Raw genomic sequence first — 19,866 nt, forward strand, 5'->3', positions numbered from 1 at the left:
CGTGTGCCGGAATGAAGGTCTGAAAAAGAGTCCGTGCCGGTCAGACCGGCACGACACTATGGAAACCGAAAACTGTGGCCTTAGTTTGAAACTGGCATTGGAGGCGGCAGTCCACCTCCGATTGCCGAGTGCCCAAGCAGGGAGCCGCTATAGGTTGCGCGGGCTTCCACATAACGCGGAGCCGCTGCCGGACGCCATGACGCAACAGTAACCGGTGAGAGCGATGTCGTGTGACGTGCTGTATCACTGGTCGCCACATGGGTCACTGCGTGATGTGTGGTGTGAACGACTTCACTCAGGTCTGTTGTCTCATGCGTGGCGACATGCCGCGTTACACTGTTGTCTGCCACGACAGTGTGGGCGCTGTGATGAACGGTCGTCGTCTCAGGTTTTTCGCCAAGCGCCAGAGCCAGCGCATCGGTCGATGCCGGTGTGGTGGCCGTGTGATGGCTTTTATGCGTGATAGCCGGTGTGGCGTCCGACAGGGCCAGCATCTGCGGCTTCGGGCTTTCGCTTGTCAGTCTGTGCGATTCACTCGCCAGATGAGCTTCCGTCACATGAGACTCACGCATGTGTGCCGGAAAAGCGGGTGTTTCAGCCCTCGCCAGAACAACCGGCGCTTTTCTGACGGGTGCTTCAGCAACAACGGAAGCGGCTGGCTTTACAGCGATATCCCGAACACGTTCATGTTCCGGGGTATTGCTGGCCATGACGGCAGGCGCAGATGTGTGGACTTCGGCAGCGGCGGTCGGCGCAACAGGTGTGTCGACACGGGCGACAATGGCATCATGAACGCTCACGGCAGGAGGCAGATGCTGCTTCAGATCCGTCATGCGGACAAACTGCTTCGGCTCCATCGGCTTGAGGCTGGAGTCAAAGCGGGCGGCGAGGTGGTTCAGGCGGTCAGGCTGGTTAAGCAGCGCCCACTGCGTCTGCAGCACGGCTGTCTGCTGACGGATATGCTGGGTGTCACCGACAATCTTTGAAATCTGCTGATCCAGAACGGTTGTCTGATGCTTCTTCGTGTAGAGGTACATCCCCGACGAACCGGCCAGTAACGCACAGAAGAAAGTAAAGGGCCTGAACATCAGACTGTTCCTTTGTCGGAAGATTTTACGGAACCGGCGCCGACATTCGCCTGCGGTTCCGCGTGCACGGTCTTTGAACCCAAACTGTCATCTGACGATCCGAGCCGGCTCAGGGCGCGAAGCTTGGAACTCCGGGCCCGTGGGTTGCGTCGACATTCCTCGTCCGAAGGCTTCATCGCCTTACGGAACAGGAGGCTGAACGACGCTGCTTTCTTTCCGCGACTCATGGAGCGCGGATCGTAACGGGACAGGCCGGGTTCCTGACCCGCCGCTGCCGCCATCACGCGTTTTACAATACGGTCTTCCAGAGAGTGGAAAGACACAACGACCAGACGTCCGCCGGGTGAAAGAAGAGCGAGCGCCTGTTCCAGACCGCGCTCGATTTCACCAAGCTCGTCATTTACGGCAATCCGCAGCCCCTGAAAGCTGCGGGTCGCGGCGTCGATGCCCGACTTGTCAGACGGCACGACGGAGCGGATGACTTCAGCCAGCTGAAGGGTCGTCTTCAGTTCCGTGTCCTTGCGGGCTTCCACGACAGTGCGCGCCACACGGCGTGCGTGTCGTTCCTCACCATAATAATGGAAGATGTCGGCCAGTTCGGCTTCGGAAGCCGTGTTGACGATATCCGCTGCGGAACGACCGGCTTTTCCCATCCGCATGTCGAGAGGACCATCGTGGCGGAAGGAGAAGCCGCGCTCCGCCTCGTCAATCTGGAAGGAAGACACGCCAAGATCGAGCATGACGCCATCGACATGATCTGTTCCGGCGGTGTGCAGCATCTCCTGCATCGTGCCGAAACCGCCGTGCAGCATCCGCAGGCGCGGTGTGCCGTCCGGACCTTCACCCCACACACGGGCAAGGGCCTCGCCGCGGATAATGGCGTCGGGGTCGCGGTCAATGCCCCAGACGTAGCAGTTTGCTGCTGCCAGAACGGCATTTGTGTAACCACCACCACCGAAGGTGCCGTCCACATACACTTCGCCGTCTTTGGGGGCGAGGCACGCAAGCACCTCATTCCGCATCACCGGAACATGACCGGGATCGTAGTCCGGATGGGGCACGGCAGGAGAATTCATTGCGTTCATGCCGCTCCTCCCGACTCACCAGTGCGGTTGCCCGGCAATGTTACGCGGCGGGAACGGAGTCGTGCTTCAGCCCGACGCTGCTCGGCAGCCTTCGGTTCCCAGATCTGGAAGATCCGGCCAAGTCCCATGAAAGCCACGCTGTCGGAAAGACCGGCATGTTCTCTCAGGAAATCGGGAATGATGATGCGGCCTTCGCGGTCCGAGTCCATCGGATAGGCGTCGGCGTACAGTGCAGCCGCAAGGTCGTCATGCTCATCCGAGAACATGTCGAGCCGGTCCAGCGGTTGCGCCAGAGAGGCGAAAGCCGCAGATGGCCATGCCTCGATGCAGGGCTGTGTGTGGGAAGGGCGCAGAACCATCAGAGCCTCACCTTCCACCGTCTGGTTGCGCAGCACCGTGCGGAACCCGGCTGGAATCGAAACACGCCCCTTGGCGTCGATTCGATTCTGGTGTGTGCCGAGAAACACGCTCACCGGGTTGGAAATCCTTCATGCGCAGGGGTGCGGTCCGAGGTTGTTGGGGCCGTTTGGTTGATTCTGGGATATCATGGGATTTTATGGGACGTCAAATGAATCTGTAATAAAAATTGGCAGAAAACCGCGAAAAAAGACAAGTTTGTCGTACTTCGTTCCTAAAAGGTTTCCAGAACGCAGGTATCCGTTAACGAAGACAGATGTTCTCGTTATGTTCTTTTTGGGGTTTCTTATTCTTCTCTTAAAAATTTCTGCTGCTTCAAAGACAGCGCTTTAGCCGATTCTTCAAAAAGAGAATCTTGTTTCTTTTATGAGTCGAAAGAGTAGGGGAAGAGAGTGCCAGACGGTCTGTAAGCCGGGTTCTGTCCGTTCTCCGAAGAGACCGTGACGATCATTCCTCTGGGACGTGTCTTGCAACACGCCTCACGCGACCAACCCGGACGGAAGGCGGGAGAACCTTTGGCAGTCAGGCTGCCTACCGTCCCTATTCGGTCTTGCTCCCGGTGGGGTTTGCCCTGCCGCCGCCGTTACCGGAAGCGCGGTGCGCTCTTACCGCACCGTTTCACCCTTACCTCCAGCCTGCGAACAGGCCCGGAAGGCGGTCTGTTTTCTGTGGCACTTTCCCTGAGGTCACCCTCGCCGGCGGTTAACCGGCACCGTTCTCCCGTGGAGCCCGGACTTTCCTCCATCACCTGATACAGGCAACAGCGATCGCCCGACCGTCTGGCAGGCGCGGACCCTGCGCGTGCAGAACTGTTCCGTCAAGATACGGCTGGACATATTCTGACGTACGCCACAGCCTGTCCGGGCCATGCTGAAGATTGAAATGCTCACGGAACGTCTGTCTGTCAGAAAATTCGCTGGCTCTTTCACCAGAGACAAACCGGATCTGACTTCCCGTCTCCTGCTGCGAGGGCTTCATGCCGCCAGCCAGAGACGCCGCAAACACCGGCAGACCCTCAAAGCTCCGCAGGCGGCCCCGGTCATACCAAACAAAGTATCAGCTGCGTCGCTTGCTTATATAAGGCGTCTTACAAATCGCCCATCATTTCCCATGGCTCTATCCGCGCTTCCCTTAAAGCGCGTCATTGATCTGCGTGTGCCGGGCGCGAAGGAGCTTCGGCCAGCACGCCTCTATATTCCTTATGGAAAGGTGAGGGGCGTCGTGCTGTTCCTGCATGGGGGCGGCTTTGTGCATTGTGGCCTCAATTCCCATCACGGGATCTGCTGTCGTCTGGCGCGTGCGTCCGGTGCTGCTGTTCTGTCGTTCGATTACAGTCTGGCGCCCGAGCATAAATTTCCGGCCGCGGTCGAGGATGTGTGGGCGGCTTTCAACTGGCTGACGTCGGAAGCCTGGCGATGGGGCGGTGCTGTTGCTGTCGCGGGTGATAGTGCGGGCGGAACATTGGCGGCCGTTCTGTGTCAGAAAGTAAGAGAGGCCCATCGGAATGGTGTCAGTCCCTCTTTCCCGTCTCCCGTCATGCAGGTACTTTATTATCCGGCCACGCTTGGACGTGAGGAAACGCCTTCCCGGGAGAAGTTTGCTCACGGCTATTTCCTCACGAAAGCTATGATGGAATGGTACGGGAGTCAGTATGCTTCTTCGGAAGAAGATCTGCTCAACCCTGACTTCGCACCAGCCTTACAGAAAGACCTGTCCGGGCTTCCTCCCGCATGGATCATGACAGCAGAGTGCGATCCGCTTAGGGATGAAGGGGCGCTTTATGCCCAGCGCCTCACGCAGGCGGGGAATGTGGTCAGCTACACCTGCGTTCGCGGCACGTTGCATGGGTTTCTTCTGTTCTATCCCATGATGAGAAAGGCGCGACGGGTTCTGCATCAGAGTGGACGGGCGCTACGCGCTGTGTTCAGGGCACGGAAATAACCGCTCATCCGAGCTGAAAGCTGTTGTGGTTTTGTGACCTTCAATATGAAGGAAGCTGCCGAGGTCGCCGCTACTGCTTAGAGATGGACACGCATGTGGTCCCGTAATTCATTGCACCGCTTGGCGTAGGTGGATGCTTTTGAAGCGGTAAAGAAATTGATCAGAAATGCGCCCGCGAGCGAAAGAAAGGAGAGAATAGTCAGGATTTCTCCCGTGAGAGACATTTCGGCGTCATAATGCACGGCTGAATACCACAGCAGCCCGAGACCGAGGATCGCGCCGAAAATTCCGAAAACGCCGGTCGATTTCATCAGGGAGTCTTCAATGGCTTCGAAGGCGGATGTTTCCCGCCACAGGTCGAACAGCATACGGTCAACATCGCCCACGGCGTCAGCGTGACTGGATTTCTCCTCGGATGTCCGCTTGTGGGGATTCTTGCGGTGGATATCCAGTTCCTGACGCGCCTTGGCGAAAACGCGCCGCCGCTCCTTGATGGCGGGCAGGCTGATATCCACAAAGCTGAGAATGGCGACGTTGAGACCAGCTGAAAGCTGTATCACAGCCTGAAAATCGCCCCATGTAGCGCTCATTGATACCCCTTGTTTTCCATTTCTGAAATCTGTAGCGCCACGGAGTGAGTGAGGATAGATGTCGGAAAGCGTAACTGCTATCCCGAAATGAACGGATGGAAACGAAAAAGTTACCAGAAGTGATTTTTGCTTTGTTTTGTTTTTACTGTAAATATTTTAAATTAATAATTATAGTTTTTGTGTTGTTGATTTTATATTTTTAATATTTATATATGTACTGTATATAAAAATCCATTATAGTGCATGTGAGTATTTCTGATGTGATTTTACTCATGATCCAATTCATTCTCGGGAGACATGCCTCTCTCAGGATCATCGGATAATGTCAGTCGAATTTATCGGTTATGTCAGCGCTCAGGAGCAGACGGAGGTCGTTGGTCCCAATGGACCTGTTGTAGATCCGGAATATATTGCCAGTAGTGCGCTTCTTCAGGAACGGGGTGGTTTCGACCGTGCTCTGATCGCGTTTCACTCCACTTCGCCGGACAGTCTCGTGGTTGCGCAACATGCGGCGTCGGCCACACAGCGTCTGGGATTGCTGATTGCCCATCGTCCCGGTTTCGCGGCGCCGACTCTGGCCGCCCGTCAGTTTGCGACACTGGATCAACTGACCGGTGGCCGTGTCGCCATGCACGTCATCACCGGTGGGAACGATAGGGAGTTACAGGCAGATGGCGATCATCTGACGAAAGCGGAACGCTACAGTCGTGCTGCTGAATATATCCAGATCGTTCGTCAGGAATGGCAGGAAAACGCGCCTTTCGATCATCGTGGAGATTATTATCAGGTCAGAGGCGCTCATTCGGATGTGCGGCCGGTCAGCGCTACCGGTATCCCGATTTATTTTGGTGGAGCCTCTGAAGAAGCCATTGCTGTTACTGGCAGGTATGCTGATGGCTATGCCTTGTGGGGTGAGCCGCTCAAGGAAGCGGGTGAACTGGTCGGGCGCGTAAAGGATGCTGCCGCCCAGAATGGAAGAAAGATCAGATTTTCCGTTTCTTTCCGTCCAATCATAGAGAAAACGGAAGAGCTGGCATGGGAGCGTGCTGCCGCCATTCAGGCGCTTCTTGAAAAGCGACAAGAAGAAGAGAAGGGGCCGACAGGCATCGGTCTTGATCGTGCAGGTCAGAGGCCAACATCTGAAAACCTGCCGACCAATGAAGGATCAAAACGTCTTCAGAAAATTGCGGCAAGAAGCAACCGCCATGATGAGCGGCTATGGACAGGCGTCGCTCAGGCGACGGGTGGGCGATGGAATTCCACATCGCTGGTCGGGACGGCGGATCAGGTCGCGGAGAGCCTGCTCAATTATTACAGGATCGGGATCGAGACTTTTCTGATCCGTGGTTTTGATCCGCTTTCAGACGCCCTGACTTATGGCAGTGAGCTTATTCCCCGGGTCAAAGCTCTTGTCGAACGTGAAGAACGATGTGGCAGATAACATCATGAAAATTCAACAACACACGCTGCCATCATTGCTTTTCGAGGATACTTTTTATGGCCCACATCGGGTTGCGTTCCTTTCTGATCGCCTCACTCTCCGGTATTTCTACAGCCCATGCCGCGACACCACATGCCTCAAGTGACCATGCCATGCGTGCGCGCAATCCGCAGGCGACGGCGGCACCAAAAGCTGTTGAAAAGCACAAGGTAGCTCCAAAACATGTTACGGGCGGATCTGAAGTTATTACGGTGCGGACAGTCCGCAACGCTCCTCGGCTTGCCCGGCACGTGCCTCTGGGCGCACTTGGAAACAAATCCGAATTTGACACGCCTTTTTCGGTCAGTTCTGTTTCAGCAGCCAAGATTGAAGCGATGCAGGCGTCCGACATCAACGATGTCATGCGGTATGAGCCCGGCGTTCAGGCCAATTCCAACGGAACATCCACGGCGTCAGGCTCGAGCGTCCGCGTGCGTGGGCTCAATCTGGACTGGACCAACGGTTATAAAATTGACGGGATGGCGATCCCTTACTGGTATATTGATCTACCGGTTGCAAATTTTGATACCATTCAGGTTTTCAAGGGAGCATCCGCTTTCATGTATGGTTTCGGGTCGCCGGGTGGCGTTCTGGATTACCGTCTGAAAGCGCCGGTGGAAAACAGGAAAGTCACGCTGGAAGCAGGCTACCGTTCAGATGCGGTGTTCCGGCAGATGCTGGATGTCGGCGGCTCGCTTGATTCCGCGCATCGTGTCCAGACACGTCTCTCTTTCGCTAGCGAGGTCGGGAACCAGTATAACGCCAGCTTTGTAAGAAATCTTTCGACCTCTTTCACCACAGACGTGCGTATTACCGATAAACTTCATTGGCACTTCAATGGTTTTTATCTGAATACCTTGCAGAAAGGGATGGTCAACACGATCGCGTCTGCAAATGGTGTCGGTGCTATTGAGACGATCAGCGGACGCTCTGTTTTTGGTGCGAAAAATTCCTGGAAGACAAACGACATGAAACGGTTCAGCACCGGATTCGACTGGGAGTTTGCAAAAAATTGGTCTGCGACGCTGACATATGGCTACACCCACCTCAACGAACAGTTTCCATCCAACCAGATCACCTTTACTAGCCCGAATGGAGATTACTACAATCAGGCATTCGAGCAGAAACGTGTTCTGACCTATCATCAGGTGGATGCCATCACGCAGGGACATTTCACGACCGGGCCGGTCCGTCAGGATGTGATTGTGGGCATCACCTGGCTGCGGCAGATGTTCGATGCGGACGCTAATTCAGGTGCTCTTGGTCCTCTTGAATACGGCAACATTCATGATGGGAGGCCGATCATCTCGAATGCGACGAATTTCAATCCTCGCATGTATCGCTACATTGATTACCAGCAGGTCGCGCCATTCTGGAGTGATACATTCAGCTATGGAAAATGGTCGCTGATGGCAGGGGCCCGTTACACGGATTATATGGAAAATGATTATTCGAAAACGGGCAGCAGGACGGCAGCTCATCGTAATAATCCGGTCACGCCTATCGTCTCGCTGAGCTACAAGATCACCCCGGAAATCAATGCCTATTTCAGCTGGGTGCAGGCGATGCAGGCTGGAGGGCAGGCAGGTTCGAGCAATGTGAACTACATGCAGGTGTTCGGCCCGATCCGAAGCGATCAGTACGAGGCCGGTATCAAGGTGCAGCGCAAAACCTTCAGTTGTACACTGGCTGTCTTCCGTATGGATACAGGCGCTGCTTATACGAATGCCCAGAATTACTACGTTCAGGACGGCAAGTCCCGTTATCAGGGTGTGGAGGCATCGGCCTCGTGGCTTCTGACGCGGGATCTGAACGTCAATGGCAGCCTTGCTTATCTGGACGCCCGCTATGTGAAAGCCGCTGTGGGCTATGCAGGCCATAAACTGGAAGCGGTTGCGCCGTTTCAGGCTGCTTTCAATGCCGATTACCGGATACGCCCGGTCAAGGGACTCAGTGTGAACGCCGGTTTCAATTTTGTCTCACGGAACTGGCTTGATGCCGCCAATACAATCCGTCTTCCATCCTATATCGTGGGAAATGTGGGTGCCTCTTACGCCGTGAATGTCGGGGGGCATCCGATGGTGTTTCGGGCGGCGGTCGAGAATGTTGGCAATGTCCGGTACTGGCTGAGCCGAGGGAGCCGCAATCTGTTTCCCGGCGCACCTCGTACTGTGACGCTGAGCGCACGTTTCGACCTGTAGAAAATGAGCCCTAGGAGGAGTTCCGGAGATGCGAACGGCTTTGGGGTAAGGAAAGCGAAGTTCAGGACGGTTTTTACAGAATTCTGCTCAATGGAGCGCCTCAGAACGGCAGAAAACCCGGATAGAACGGCTCAGGCCATTTCGTCGCCCGCCGAAATGTTCTAGGAGGCTCGAAAGACCATAAGGGGAATGCCTGTTCTGTCAGGGTGCGCGAGCGCTTCATGACGTCCTGATGTTTCCCGATGGTCGCGGTGATGAGGCTCGTAGCAGCCTGATTTTGAGCAGAAAGAGGAAACGCGCCCATGGTGCCTCGCTACACACGACCCGCAATGCTGGCTATCTGGGCCCCCGAAAATCGTTATCGGATCTGGTTCGAAATCGAGGCTCTGGCGTGTGAGGCGATGGCCGAACTGGGCGAGATCCCCAAAGAATCCGCCTGCACCATCCGCGAGAAGGGCGACGCTGCGATGGCCGCTTTCTCGCAGGCTGATCTTGACCGTATCGACGCGATCGAGGCCGAGACCCGTCACGATGTGATCGCCTTCCTGACATGGCTTGCGGAAAAGATCGGGCCGGATAGCCGCTTCGTGCATCTCGGCATGACGTCGTCCGACGTGCTCGACACCTGTCTCTCGGTCCAGCTTACGCAGGCGACGGACCTTCTGCTGGCCGATCTCGATACGGTTCTCGCTGCGCTGAAGAAGCAGGCTTTCGAGCACAAATACACGCTGACCATCGGCCGCAGTCACGGCATCCACGCCGAGCCGACCTCCTTCGGTCTCAAGATGGCTGGCCATTACGCTGAGTTCGACCGTAACAAGAAGCGTCTGGAAACGGCCCGCGCCGAGATCGCCACCTGCGCCATCTCGGGCGCTGTCGGCACGTTCGCGCATCTCGACCCGCGTGTGGAAGCCTATGTCGCCGACAAGCTGGGCCTGAAGCCGGAGCCGGTCTCCACGCAGGTCATTCCGCGCGATCGTCACGCCGCCTATTTCTGTGCGTTGGCTGTCATCGCCAGTGGCATCGAGCGTCTGGCGACGGAAGTGCGTCATCTCCAGCGTTCGGAAGTGCGTGAGGCGGAAGAGTTCTTCCACAAGGGTCAGAAGGGCTCCTCCGCGATGCCGCACAAGCGGAATCCGGTCCTGTCCGAGAACCTGACAGGTCTGGCGCGTCTGGTCCGTGCTGCTGTCATCCCCGCGCTTGAGAATGTGGCGTTGTGGCATGAGCGTGACATCAGCCACTCCTCGGTTGAGCGGAACATCTGCCCGGATGCGACCATCGGTCTCGACTTCGCGCTGGCCCGTCTGGCGGGCATGATGGACAAGCTGCTGGTCTATCCAGATCAGATGGCCGCGAACATCGAAAGCCTCGGCGGCGTTGTGCATTCCGGCGAAGTGCTGCTGGCTCTGGCCCGTGCGGGCGTGCTGCGTGAGGACGCGTACCGCATCGTCCAGCGTTGCGCGATGGAGACATGGACCAAACTCGGCAAGCCGGGCTTCAAGACCTTCCGCGAGAATCTGGACGCTGATCCTGAAATTGCCGGTCGGATTGCGCCGGAAGTGCTGGATGCCGCCATGGACAGCCGTTCCCATCTGATAGCTGTTGATGATCGCTACAAGCTGATCTTCGGCGAGGCCGGTCCGCAGGCCTGATTGGTCCTGAAACTGCCTTTCCTGAGGAAGCTGTTTTGCTTTCCGGAAAGGTGGTTCAGTCTTTATATAGTATGTGGACGGTCGCAGATGGATCTGATCGCACTGCGTCGGCGCATGCTGGTAGGTGCGTGCGATAACGATCTGACGCCCGAACTGGTTAAAGCTCGGGCGCGGGACATTCACGTATTTAGATCGTTACAAAGACAGTTTTGGTCGTTCGCAGGAACGGCATGAGTAATTCTAGCGAACGCTTCTGCATCATGCAAGGCGCTGAGTTCATTTCAAACTGCGCTTCCAGGGCGCGTTTGGCTTCAACGTTTCCGTTGGTGAAAAATTCTACGCCCATTTCGACTGCCTATTCTTGATTCTGCGATAGTGTCGATTGGAGGCAGCGGGCTGTTTGACCCTTGGGTCGGTCTCTACACAGCTAATTATCCGTTGATCCTGAAGAACGCGATGCTGGTTACATCAATCCGGACGTCACGGTCGGCAATAACACCATTGTCGGATCAGGAAGCGTTTTGACGAAGGATATCCCGCCTAACGTCATCGCGGCTGGCGTGCCGTGTAAGGTCATAAAGTCCATCTCTTTGGTCGATCGACGGGTTTTTTAGCTTTTTGAGCCTGTTTTGCGCGTTTTTCACTGCTTTTTCGGCTAAAATAATATGTATCTAATATGCATGTTTAATTCTGGAGAGCTCTTCCAGTGCGGTATCGTCCGGGTGCGTTTCTCCAACCCGGCAGTATCATCTCGCTTCGAAGGCTGCTAAGAGGCAGCCGCAGGAGGCCTGTGTTGGGCCGGAAAACTGCGGGTGGGTCTGTTTCAGTCTTCCCGCAAGCCGAGAGTGAGCAAGAACGACCATGGCCCGCCGCCGCCAGCTGTATGAAGGTAAAGCCAAGATCCTGTTTGAAGGGCCGGAACCCGGAACCCTCGTACAGTATTTCAAGGACGACGCCACGGCAGGGAATGGCGCGAAACATGGCATCATCACCGGCAAGGGTGTCCTGAACAACCGCATCAGCGAGTACATCATGCTGCGGTTGCAGGAAATTGGCATCCCGACACATTTCATCCGCCGGATCAACATGCGGGAGCAGTTGATCCGTGAGGTGGAAATCATTCCACTGGAGATCGTGATCCGGAACATCGCAGCTGGCAGCATCGCCAAGCGTCTGGGTATCCCGGAAGGTACGCGTCTGCCGCGTTCGATCGTCGAATATTACTACAAGAACGATGCTCTCGGTGACCCAATGGTGGCCGAGGAGCACATCACGGCGTTCGGCTGGGCCAGCCCGCACGATCTGGACGATATGGTCGCCATGTCGCTGCGTGTGAATGATTTCCTGATGGGGCTGTTCGCCGGCGTCGGGATTTCACTGGTCGATTTCAAGCTGGAGTTCGGTCGTCTCTGGGAAGGCGAGGAGATGCGCATCATCCTTGCGGATGAGATTTCTCCGGATAACTGCCGCCTGTGGGACGCCAAGACAAACGAGAAACTCGACAAGGACCGTTTCCGTCGGGATATGGGTCAGGTCGAGGAAGCCTATCAGGAGGTCGCCCGTCGTCTCGGCATTCTGCCCGAGGCCGGAAACGGCGATCTCAAAGGTTCTGAAACAATGCAGTAAGCACGCCGTTAAGGGTGTGTTTGAAAGAGTTAAGGCCAGAAGGCCGGAGGGCGGTATGAAGGTTCGCGTGACTGTTTCTCTGAAAGAGGGTGTGCTTGACCCGCAGGGGAAGGCCATTGGCCACGCCCTTCATGTGCTGGAATTTCCAGAAGTGAAGGAAGTCCGGGTCGGCAAGGTGATCGAGCTGGATGTTGAAGGCTCGGATGCAGCAAAGGTTGAGGCGCGCGCCACAGAGATGGCGAAGCAGCTTCTCGCCAATGAAGTGATCGAAGACTTTGCTGTGGAGGTGGTGAAATGAGCCGCTTTTCCGTTTTTTCAACCGCTCTTCTCCTTGCGTCCGGCCTGTTTGCTGCCGATGCAGCCATGGCGCAGCGCGTCTCGCCGATGACGGCTGGTAATTTCGGCCGTATCTGCACCCGTCCTGCCGGTGCGTCCGTATGTGACGCCTATATTTCCGGACTGGCTGACGCCGGAACGCTGTCAAAGATCAATGATCGCAATGAAGGCGATCCGAACGCCCCTGCCGGGTTCTGCATCCCCGCCACGGAAACAAGCGCCGCCATGCGCAACAATGTCATCACCTGGCTGAAGGCGCACAAGGACGTGCTGCAGAAACCGGTGGGTGAGGGCGTGTTCATGGCCCTGCATGATTCCTATCCTTGCGCTGCTTCCTCCAAGCCTGCGGAACAGAAGAAATGAAAGCCGGTATCGTCGTTTTTCCGGGGACCAACCGGGAGCGCGACATGGCGATCGCCCTGAAGGCGGTTACCGGTCACGCTCCGAAAATCCTCTGGCACCGGGACACCGAGCTTCCCGAGCTTGATCTCGTCGTGCTGCCCGGCGGCTTCAGTTATGGCGATTACCTTCGCTGTGGTGCGATGGCCGCGCATTCTCCGATCATGCGGGAAATCCGTGCATTCGCTGAAAAGGGTGGCCACATCCTCGGCGTCTGCAACGGCTTCCAGATCCTGACGGAAACCGGCCTGCTGCCGGGCGCGCTGCTGCGGAATGCTGGCCTGCGCTTCCTGTCGCAGGACTGCCATCTTCGTGTCGAGAATTCCGAGACACCGTTCACGCGCCGCTGGAAGAAGGGCGATGTATTCCGTACGCCGCTCGCCCATGGTGACGGTAACTATGTCGCGGACGCCGAGACGCTGAAGACGCTTCAGGGCGAAAACCGCGTGGCGTTCCGTTACGCCGCGCCAAACGGCAAGATGGACGCGGCTGACCGCGACAGCAACCCGAATGGTAGCCTCGACGCCATCGCCGGTATCTTGAGCGCCAACTCCCGCATCTGTGGCATGATGCCGCATCCGGAAGACCTCGTTGATCCGCTTATGGGCGGTGAAGACGGCAAGCCCCTGTTCGAAAGTCTGGTGGAGGCGCTGGTCCGATGAGCAGCAAGCAGAAAGCGGTCAACGCCGATCTGGCCCGCGAATTCGGCCTGTCCGCCGAGGAATATGATCGCGTCCTCGCCATCATGGGGCGCACGCCGAGCCTGACTGAACTCGGTGTGTTCTCGGTCATGTGGTCCGAGCACTGTTCCTACAAATCATCCCGCAAGTGGCTGCGGACCCTCCCGACCACGGCCCCGTGGGTCATCCACGGTCCGGGCGAGAATGCTGGTGTGGTCGATATCGGGCAGGGACTGGCCGCCATCTTCAAGATGGAGAGCCACAACCACCCCTCCTTCATCGAGCCTTATCAGGGCGCAGCGACGGGTGTTGGCGGCATCCTGCGTGACGTATTCACCATGGGCGCACGTCCGGTCGCCAACCTGAACGCCCTGCGTTTCGGTTCGCCGGAAACACCCCGCACACGTCAGATCGTGGACGGTGTCGTGCGCGGTATCGGTGGCTACGGCAACTGTGTTGGTGTGCCGACGGTCGGCGGGGAAGTGAACTTCCACCCGGCTTATGACGGCAATCCGTTGGTCAACGCCATGACGGTGGGCGTCGCCCGTCAGGACAAGATATTCTTGTCGGCTGCGGCGGGTATCGGCAATCCGGTGGTTTATGTCGGATCCAAGACGGGCCGCGACGGCATCCACGGTGCGACCATGTCGTCCGCCGAGTTCGATGAGAACGCGCTGGCCAAGCGCCCGACCGTGCAGGTCGGCGACCCGTTCGTTGAGAAGCTGCTGATCGAGGCATGCCTTGAACTGATGGCGACCGATGCGATTGTCGCTATTCAGGACATGGGCGCTGCCGGTCTGACGTCCTCGTCTGTCGAAATGGCGGGCAAGGGCGGTGTCGGCATCGACCTCGACCTCGACGCCGTGCCACAGCGTGAGCCGAACATGACGGCCTATGAGATGATGCTCTCCGAGAGTCAGGAGCGCATGCTCATCGTCATCAAGCCGGAACGCACCGAAGTCGCCCGTGCGATCTTCGAGAAGTGGGAGCTGGATTTCGCGGTCATTGGTCATCTGACCGACACCGGCAACATCGTTGTGCGTCATAAAGGGCAGGTCGAAGCCGACATTCCGTTGGACCCGCTGGCAGAGCAGGCCCCGATTTACGATCGTCCGACCGCACCGTTGCCTGCGCCGGAGCCGGTTGGTGACATTCATGATCCGCTCGGTCTGGAGCAGACGCTTATCCGTCTGGTCGGTTGCCCGGATGTCGCCTCGCGCGCATGGATTTGGAACCAGTATGACAGCACAGTCGGGGGGCAGACAGTTCGTCGTCCGGGTGGCGCAGATGCGGCCATCGTCAAGGTCGAGGATACCTCCATCGGTCTGGCGCTGACCACGGACTGCACGCCGCGCTACTGCCGCGCCAACCCGAAGAAGGGTGGGGCGCAGGCGGTTGCCGAGGCATGGCGTAACATCACGGCGACAGGCGCACGTCCGCTCGCCGTGACGGATAACCTGAACTTCGGCAACCCAGAGAAGCCGGAGATCATGGCGCAGTTCGTTGGTGCCATCGAAGGCATCGGTGAAGCCTGCCGTGCGCTCGATTTCCCGATCGTGAGCGGTAACGTCTCGCTCTATAACGAGACCCGCAATCCGGACGGCACGACGTCAGCCATTCTGCCGACCCCGGCCCTCGGTGGTCTCGGCGTGCTGGACGATGTCACAAAGAATGTCGGGCTCGGTATGCCTGAGAACGGCACGCTGATCCTCGTGGGCGAGACGAAAGGCCACCTCGGCCAGTCGCTCTGGCTGCGGGAAATCCTTGGACGCGAAACGGGTGATGCGCCGGATGTGGATCTGGCTGCAGAGCGTCGCAATGGCGACTTTGTGCGTGAGCAGATCACGTCCGGTGTGGTGAAAGCCTGCCATGACGTCTCCGACGGTGGCATTCTGATCGCAGCCGCCGAGATGGTTATGGCGACCGGTAACGGTTGCGAGCTTGAGCCGCCGCAGTCGGGCATGCGTCCGGAAGCGTTCTGGTTCGGTGAAGATCAGGGTCGCTATCTGGTTGCGGTCGAAGGTGACGGCAAGACGTTCCTTGCAGCGGCGGAAAAAGCTGGTGTTCCAGCCCGCGTGGCGGCAGCCATTGGTGGAGACTGTCTGGTTCTTCCAAGTGGGGCACGAGTGTCCGCAGCCCGTCTGAATGTGGCGCACGCCGCGTTCTTCCCCGCCCTGATGGATCGCTGAGCGACGTTTCGGACCGGATTTACCGGTTATCAAAGGAGAATGGTCATGGCCATGAGTGCGGCAGACATCGAGGCCTACATCCTCAAGGCGTTTCCTGACGCAAAAGTGAGCATCGACGATCTGGCGGGCGACGGCGATCATTACGCCTGCACTGTCGTCAGTGAAGCCTTTCGTGGATTGCCTCGGGTGAAACAGCACAAGCTGGTCTATAATGCGCTCGAAGGGCACATGGGCGGAACGCTGCACGCGCTTGCGCTCAAGACGTCAGCTCCCTGATGTCCCCGATTTTCTGAATAAAACCGGGTAGATTCCCCAGTTGATGCGGGTCTGTCCGGGAACTGGAGTAAGCAGAGATGTCCACACCTATTGGTCAGCGCATTCAGGCGCTTGTTGAAGAAAACCCCGTCATGCTGTTCATGAAGGGCACACCGGATTTCCCGCAGTGCGGGTTCTCCGCCCGTGTCGTTCAGGTGCTGAACCACCTCGGCGTGCCGTTCAAGGCTGAGAACGTTCTGGCTGATCCTGAAATGCGCGAAGGCATCAAGATCTTCTCTGACTGGCCCACCATTCCGCAGCTTTACGTCAAGGGCGAGTTCATTGGCGGCTGCGACATTATCATGGAAATGGCTCAGTCCGGCGAGCTGCAGACGCTGCTCAAGGAAAAGGGAATCGCCTGCGCTGCTGCGTAAGGTTTCCGGCCTGCAATATCGGTTTGCCACGATATTGCAGGTTTCTGTTTTTGGTTTGTTCTTTCAGGCCAGTATATATCGTTCCCACATCTGACGAACGATAGAAATGAAATAGTAATTTAGTCCCTTTAGGCACAATCAGCGGGTTGTGAGCGTCACGCAATGACGTATACTCGTGTGGAGAAACGAAATCCGGGGATGGAAATGATCAGGACGATACTGCGGAAGCTGACGATTATCACGGCAGGTGTTTCTGCGGTTGTTGCTGTCACTCATGTCAAATCGGCTCACGCCGAGCGTGTCATTTCCGATTACGAAGCCAGCAAGCTGACTCTTGAGTCCTTGACGGCTGTGCCGGTCTACCACCCGGTTGTGCACCACGCTGTGGCACGTCATTCAGTTGCCACTGCTTCGCGAGGGCACACTGTTCTGGCCTCTCGTGCGCAGTCCACTCATCCCATGATTCACCTTGTGTCATTCCATGTCGCGAAGAAAGCGTCTCATTCTGCCCATGTGCGCAATCGTACCTGACGTTTTCTCTGCGCTATGAAGTTGAAAGCCATCTGACGGTGTCGGATGGCTTTTTGTTTATCAGAATTAGTCTTTCAGTCTCTTGGCTGGGTGCCTTTGTCTTCCTGATACGTCAGCTTTGCCAGAAGGTATTCCGGATTCTTCTGGGAACACCAGTTTCATCTACAAGAATGACATCGAATACGACCGCGTCATAAATCCATTCAGGATGGGTAGCGAGGAGACATTCGGCCGCCTTCATGATCCGATGGCGTTGCCGTTCACTGATTGATTCTGCCGCGCGGGCATATGTTGTCCGCTTCTTGACTTCGATAAAGCTCAGTTGTCCGTTTTTGAGGCCAACAAGATCGATTTCACCAGCAGGCGTACGGGCGCGGCGCAGAAGAATCTGCCATCCATGCGAGAGAAGCGCCTGCTCGGCGATGGTTTCAGCCTGCACGCCATTCCGCCAAGCAGTGCGGCCACGTTCCGGCTGCCGGGATATGAGGGAATGTTGGTGCATTTGCATTCTCCCGATTGTCTCCCGGTAAGGTAAGAATTTCCTTAAACAGAGATGAAAGGAAGAGAGAATTCTACCAAACGCTACAACCCTCACGCTAGATGGTCTGCTGATCAGTCACTGTGCGGTGGCCATGATAGCCGCCGGGCATATCCTCCTGACAAAACGGGATACGTCTGCAGCGATCGGATGGATTGGAACGGTGCTGGTTGTGCCGTTTTTCGGGGTTTGTCTTTATCTCTTCTTCGGCATCAACCGTGTTCACCGTCTGGCGCGTAAACTTGTGCAGGCCCGCAATCCACAGGAAAGCGGGATCGATCCGGCAGTCCGGTGGAGTAGGGGAGACACAGGATCATTCAGACTGCTCTCACGGATGGTTGGACGGATCACTGGCCGTCCGTTGCTCGGGGGCAATCAGCTTGAGATCCTGATCGATGGCGACAATGCCTACCCGGTCATGCTGGAGGCGATTCGTCAGGCTGAGTCCAGCATCATGCTGTCGTCCTATATTTTCAGGTACGACCGGATTGGAAAAATATTTGTATCAGCTCTGATCGAGGCTCATCGACGCGGTGTGGCAGTGCGCGTCCTGCTCGACGGTATCGGCGCGGGGTATTTCTTATGTCCTGCGGCGAAGGCGTTGCAGGAGGCCGGTGTGCCCTGCGAGCGGTTTCTCCATTCCGTTCTTCCGTGGCGCATGCCGTTCATCAACCTCCGTAATCATCGCAAAATTCTGGTGACTGACGGGACAACAGGCTTTCTCGGTGGCCTGAACATCGGTGATGAGAATTGTGGCGCGACCGATATCGCAAAACGTGTCAATGACATGCATTTCCGTGTGCGGGGGCCAGTGGTCAGACAACTGGCCGAGGCTTTTGCCTGGGACTGGTCGTTTACCTGTGGCGAGGAATTGGCCGGAAGGACATGGTTTCCGCCGCTCACGGAAGAAGGGACCGAATTGCTGCGGGTAGTGACGGCCGGTCCGGATACGGATCTTGAAAAGATCGAGTATACGGCTTTGCAGGCTATTACTCTGGCGCGTCACAGTGTGCGGCTGATGACGCCCTATTTTCTTCCCGGCACCCGCCTCCAGTCCGAACTGGCTCTGGCTGCGTTGCGAGGGGTGCAGGTCGAGATCATCGTTCCCCGGCAGAGCAATCATCGGATCATGGACTGGGCATGCCGGGCCGATATCCATCCGATGCTGGACGCCGGATGTCGTGTCTGGCTCAGCGGACCGCCTTTCAACCACGCCAAACTGATGGTGGTCGATCGGGAATGGGCTTTTGTCGGAAGCTCCAATTTCGACACCAGAAGTCTGCGACTCAATTTCGAGATCAATGTAGAGAGCTATCAGGCTGGTTTTGCGGAGAAGATCGACGATTTCATATGTAGTCACCGGCGCGGACGGCTGACGCACCATGATCTTGATGAGCGCATTCTGCCGGTCAAACTGCGGGATGCGGCGATGCGGCTGTTTTCGCCCTATCTCTAGTCCTGCTGGCAGTTAAAGGCGGGATGATTGAGTTAGGAGGGCAAACGGCGTAGGAAAAACCCCGGAAACAAAGCTGGCCGTGATCTTGCAGACAATATTGTCCGGTCACGACAGATAATAACTTAGAAGTATGGTGTGGTGATGACTTCCTCTCCCTTGCGCGTCGGAATTGCAGGACTTTCAGGACGGATGGGGCAGGGGCTGGTGAAAAGTGCGCTCGACGCAGGTTGTGTCGTTGCCGGAGGCACATGCCGTGATCCGGGTGCCGCATCGCTCAGCATGGCTGAACTGACCCGGGACGGTTCGATCACGCTCTGTGCGGATATGCGTCAGCTTGCAGAAATGTCTGATGTTGTCATCGATTTCACGCATGTGTCGTCCGTGATTGATCATGCTGCGGCTCTGAAAGACGCCGGTGTGCCTTGGGTGCTTGGCACGACCGGACTGTCGGAGAAGGATCAGCGGGCAGTGGATGAGGCCGCGCAGATAATCGGCGTTGTGCAGGCTGCAAACTTCTCTGCTGGCGTCACGCTGGTGCTCCGGCTGGCGCGTGAAATGGGCATGGCTCTGTCGGCTGAGCGTTTTGATGCGGAAATTGTCGAGATGCATCATCGGCAGAAGGTGGATGCACCATCCGGGACAGCTTTGGCCATTGGTGAAGCTGTGGCGCAGGGACGGGGCGTGAAGCTTTCCGACGTGCGTGCACCGGTACGGGAAGGGCACTGTGGCGCCCGCAAGACGGGTGAAATCGGATTTGCTGCATTGCGCGGAGGACAGATCGTGGGAGAGCACGAGCTTCTGTTCACATCCACCACCGAACAGATCAGCCTTGGTCATCGCGCCTTCGACCGCCGGGTTTTTGCAGATGGCGCAGTGCAGGCCGCCGAGTGGGTCAGCGGCAAAATAGCGGGTCTTTACAATATGGAAGACGTTCTCGGTCTCTCCTGAAGTCGCTGGGGCGGATTTCA

Annotated in this window: 19 protein-coding genes and 1 other RNA gene; 14 read left to right on the forward strand and 6 right to left on the reverse strand. The window is 56.9% G+C overall.

Going from position 1 to position 19,866, the window contains the following annotated elements; genetic code table 11:
* Nucleotides 1-80: 80 nt before the first annotated feature.
* The 4 genes from ftsL to rnpB all read right to left on the reverse strand — a co-directional run bounded on the left by ftsL (nt 81) and on the right by rnpB (nt 3,373).
* Nucleotides 81-1,088, reverse strand: a complete 1,008-nt coding sequence (gene ftsL, locus B3759_RS14775; protein ID WP_291367095.1) for a cell division protein FtsL — start codon at nt 1,086-1,088, stop codon at nt 81-83.
* Complete coding sequence (rsmH, locus tag B3759_RS14780; protein WP_291367096.1) at nt 1,088-2,173, reverse strand: 16S rRNA (cytosine(1402)-N(4))-methyltransferase RsmH; 1,086 nt, start codon at nt 2,171-2,173, stop codon at nt 1,088-1,090. Before rsmH ends, ftsL begins: the two co-directional genes overlap by 1 nt.
* On the reverse strand, nt 2,170-2,646 hold the full coding sequence (gene mraZ, locus B3759_RS14785) for a division/cell wall cluster transcriptional repressor MraZ (protein ID WP_010668945.1): 477 nt from the start codon (nt 2,644-2,646) through the stop codon (nt 2,170-2,172). The genes rsmH and mraZ overlap by 4 nt, the downstream gene beginning before the upstream one ends.
* 335 nt (nt 2,647-2,981) lie before the next feature.
* An RNA gene (gene rnpB / locus B3759_RS14790) (RNase P RNA component class A) lies at nt 2,982-3,373 on the reverse strand.
* A gap of 327 nt (nt 3,374-3,700) precedes the next feature.
* Between rnpB and B3759_RS14795 the strand changes: the two genes are divergently transcribed.
* On the forward strand, nt 3,701-4,531 hold the full coding sequence (locus tag B3759_RS14795; RefSeq protein ID WP_349679303.1) for an alpha/beta hydrolase: 831 nt from the start codon (nt 3,701-3,703) through the stop codon (nt 4,529-4,531).
* Between the two features lie 77 nt (nt 4,532-4,608).
* On the opposite strand, the gene B3759_RS14800 is transcribed toward B3759_RS14795, so the two are convergent.
* A complete protein-coding gene (locus tag B3759_RS14800) occupies nt 4,609-5,121 on the reverse strand; it encodes a hypothetical protein (protein ID WP_291367100.1) in 513 nt (170 codons plus the stop codon).
* Between the two features lie 322 nt (nt 5,122-5,443).
* On the opposite strand from B3759_RS14800, the gene B3759_RS14805 reads away from it, so the two are divergent.
* The 11 genes from B3759_RS14805 (at nt 5,444) to B3759_RS14860 (ending at nt 16,904) form a co-directional block, all read left to right on the forward strand.
* Entirely contained in the window at nt 5,444-6,562 is a 1,119-nt protein-coding gene (locus tag B3759_RS14805; protein ID WP_291367102.1) for an LLM class flavin-dependent oxidoreductase, read from the forward strand.
* Nucleotides 6,563-6,618: 56 nt separating this feature from the next.
* On the forward strand, nt 6,619-8,802 hold the full coding sequence (locus tag B3759_RS14810; RefSeq protein ID WP_291367104.1) for a TonB-dependent siderophore receptor: 2,184 nt from the start codon (nt 6,619-6,621) through the stop codon (nt 8,800-8,802).
* Nucleotides 8,803-9,104: 302 nt separating this feature from the next.
* Complete coding sequence (gene purB / locus B3759_RS14815; RefSeq protein WP_291367106.1) at nt 9,105-10,454, forward strand: adenylosuccinate lyase; 1,350 nt, start codon at nt 9,105-9,107, stop codon at nt 10,452-10,454.
* Between the two features lie 861 nt (nt 10,455-11,315).
* Nucleotides 11,316-12,080 (forward strand): phosphoribosylaminoimidazolesuccinocarboxamide synthase, encoded by a 765-nt coding sequence (purC, locus tag B3759_RS14825; protein ID WP_291367108.1) that lies wholly within the window; start codon nt 11,316-11,318, stop codon nt 12,078-12,080.
* 55 nt (nt 12,081-12,135) lie between these two features.
* Entirely contained in the window at nt 12,136-12,378 is a 243-nt protein-coding gene (gene purS / locus B3759_RS14830; protein ID WP_010666464.1) for a phosphoribosylformylglycinamidine synthase subunit PurS, read from the forward strand.
* Complete coding sequence (locus B3759_RS14835; RefSeq protein WP_099348254.1) at nt 12,375-12,779, forward strand: Rap1a/Tai family immunity protein; 405 nt, start codon at nt 12,375-12,377, stop codon at nt 12,777-12,779. The genes purS and B3759_RS14835 overlap by 4 nt, the downstream gene beginning before the upstream one ends.
* Complete coding sequence (gene purQ / locus B3759_RS14840) at nt 12,776-13,477, forward strand: phosphoribosylformylglycinamidine synthase subunit PurQ (RefSeq protein WP_291367111.1); 702 nt, start codon at nt 12,776-12,778, stop codon at nt 13,475-13,477. Before B3759_RS14835 ends, purQ begins: the two co-directional genes overlap by 4 nt.
* Nucleotides 13,474-15,684, forward strand: a complete 2,211-nt coding sequence (purL, locus tag B3759_RS14845; RefSeq protein WP_291367113.1) for a phosphoribosylformylglycinamidine synthase subunit PurL — start codon at nt 13,474-13,476, stop codon at nt 15,682-15,684. Before purQ ends, purL begins: the two co-directional genes overlap by 4 nt.
* A 45-nt stretch (nt 15,685-15,729) precedes the next feature.
* Complete coding sequence (locus tag B3759_RS14850; protein ID WP_010666460.1) at nt 15,730-15,960, forward strand: BolA/IbaG family iron-sulfur metabolism protein; 231 nt, start codon at nt 15,730-15,732, stop codon at nt 15,958-15,960.
* Between the two features lie 77 nt (nt 15,961-16,037).
* Nucleotides 16,038-16,373 carry a Grx4 family monothiol glutaredoxin gene (gene grxD / locus B3759_RS14855; RefSeq protein ID WP_291367115.1) on the forward strand — a complete coding sequence of 112 codons (336 nt, stop codon included), beginning with the start codon at nt 16,038-16,040 and terminating at the stop codon, nt 16,371-16,373.
* A gap of 204 nt (nt 16,374-16,577) precedes the next feature.
* Nucleotides 16,578-16,904 carry a hypothetical protein gene (locus tag B3759_RS14860; protein WP_291367117.1) on the forward strand — a complete coding sequence of 109 codons (327 nt, stop codon included), beginning with the start codon at nt 16,578-16,580 and terminating at the stop codon, nt 16,902-16,904.
* A 112-nt stretch (nt 16,905-17,016) separates the two neighbouring features.
* On the opposite strand, the gene B3759_RS14865 is transcribed toward B3759_RS14860, so the two are convergent.
* Entirely contained in the window at nt 17,017-17,406 is a 390-nt protein-coding gene (locus B3759_RS14865) for a YraN family protein (protein WP_291367119.1), read from the reverse strand.
* A gap of 130 nt (nt 17,407-17,536) precedes the next feature.
* Between B3759_RS14865 and cls the strand changes: the two genes are divergently transcribed.
* Nucleotides 17,537-18,898, forward strand: a complete 1,362-nt coding sequence (gene cls / locus B3759_RS14870; protein ID WP_291367121.1) for a cardiolipin synthase — start codon at nt 17,537-17,539, stop codon at nt 18,896-18,898.
* A 141-nt stretch (nt 18,899-19,039) separates the two neighbouring features.
* Nucleotides 19,040-19,846, forward strand: coding sequence for a 4-hydroxy-tetrahydrodipicolinate reductase (dapB, locus tag B3759_RS14875; RefSeq protein ID WP_291367123.1), 807 nt, complete (start codon nt 19,040-19,042; stop codon nt 19,844-19,846).
* Nucleotides 19,847-19,866 lie beyond the last annotated feature (20 nt).

The organism is Acetobacter sp. UBA5411, assembly GCF_002409645.1.
In the GTDB taxonomy this organism is placed as follows: domain Bacteria; phylum Pseudomonadota; class Alphaproteobacteria; order Acetobacterales; family Acetobacteraceae; genus Acetobacter.

Bases quoted from the DNA above. Each gene is read 5' to 3' on its own strand.
- ftsL (WP_291367095.1), bottom strand. From the start codon at position 1,088: ATGTTCAGGCCCTTTACTTTCTTCTGTGCGTTACTGGCCGGTTCGTCG.
- rsmH (WP_291367096.1), bottom strand. From the start codon at position 2,173: ATGAACGCAATGAATTCTCCTGCCGTGCCCCATCCGGACTACGATCCC.
- B3759_RS14795 (WP_349679303.1), top strand. From the start codon at position 3,701: ATGGCTCTATCCGCGCTTCCCTTAAAGCGCGTCATTGATCTGCGTGTG.
- B3759_RS14800 (WP_291367100.1), bottom strand. From the start codon at position 5,121: ATGAGCGCTACATGGGGCGATTTTCAGGCTGTGATACAGCTTTCAGCT.
- B3759_RS14805 (WP_291367102.1), top strand. From the start codon at position 5,444: ATGTCAGTCGAATTTATCGGTTATGTCAGCGCTCAGGAGCAGACGGAG.
- B3759_RS14810 (WP_291367104.1), top strand. From the start codon at position 6,619: ATGGCCCACATCGGGTTGCGTTCCTTTCTGATCGCCTCACTCTCCGGT.
- purB (WP_291367106.1), top strand. From the start codon at position 9,105: ATGGTGCCTCGCTACACACGACCCGCAATGCTGGCTATCTGGGCCCCC.
- purC (WP_291367108.1), top strand. From the start codon at position 11,316: ATGGCCCGCCGCCGCCAGCTGTATGAAGGTAAAGCCAAGATCCTGTTT.
- purS (WP_010666464.1), top strand. From the start codon at position 12,136: ATGAAGGTTCGCGTGACTGTTTCTCTGAAAGAGGGTGTGCTTGACCCG.
- B3759_RS14835 (WP_099348254.1), top strand. From the start codon at position 12,375: ATGAGCCGCTTTTCCGTTTTTTCAACCGCTCTTCTCCTTGCGTCCGGC.
- purQ (WP_291367111.1), top strand. From the start codon at position 12,776: ATGAAAGCCGGTATCGTCGTTTTTCCGGGGACCAACCGGGAGCGCGAC.
- purL (WP_291367113.1), top strand. From the start codon at position 13,474: ATGAGCAGCAAGCAGAAAGCGGTCAACGCCGATCTGGCCCGCGAATTC.
- B3759_RS14850 (WP_010666460.1), top strand. From the start codon at position 15,730: ATGGCCATGAGTGCGGCAGACATCGAGGCCTACATCCTCAAGGCGTTT.
- grxD (WP_291367115.1), top strand. From the start codon at position 16,038: ATGTCCACACCTATTGGTCAGCGCATTCAGGCGCTTGTTGAAGAAAAC.
- B3759_RS14860 (WP_291367117.1), top strand. From the start codon at position 16,578: ATGATCAGGACGATACTGCGGAAGCTGACGATTATCACGGCAGGTGTT.
- B3759_RS14865 (WP_291367119.1), bottom strand. From the start codon at position 17,406: ATGCACCAACATTCCCTCATATCCCGGCAGCCGGAACGTGGCCGCACT.
- cls (WP_291367121.1), top strand. From the start codon at position 17,537: ATGATAGCCGCCGGGCATATCCTCCTGACAAAACGGGATACGTCTGCA.
- dapB (WP_291367123.1), top strand. From the start codon at position 19,040: ATGACTTCCTCTCCCTTGCGCGTCGGAATTGCAGGACTTTCAGGACGG.